We start from the raw sequence: 239 nt of genomic DNA on the forward strand, positions 1-239 counted from the left end.
GGAGGAAGGTTAAAAGTTGGGATTACTAACACTACAGGATGGGCCCGCGGCGCATTAGCTAGTTGGTAAGGTAATGGCTTACCAAGGCGACGATGCGTAGCCGACCTGAGAGGGTGATCGGCCACACTGGGACTGAGACACGGCCCAGACTCCTACGGGAGGCAGCAGTAGGGAATCTTCCGCAATGGACGAAAGTCTGACGGAGCAACGCCGCGTGAGTGATGAAGGTTTTCGGATCG

At 56.1% G+C, this 239-nt stretch carries 1 rRNA gene; it reads left to right on the forward strand.

The window, feature by feature from the left end:
* A 16S ribosomal RNA gene (locus tag IQ10_RS17870) occupies nt 1-239 on the forward strand; the annotation flags it as partial.

This window comes from Halalkalibacter nanhaiisediminis (assembly GCF_007830185.1).
In the GTDB taxonomy this organism is placed as follows: Bacteria; Bacillota; Bacilli; order Bacillales; family Bacillaceae_D; genus Halalkalibacter; species Halalkalibacter nanhaiisediminis.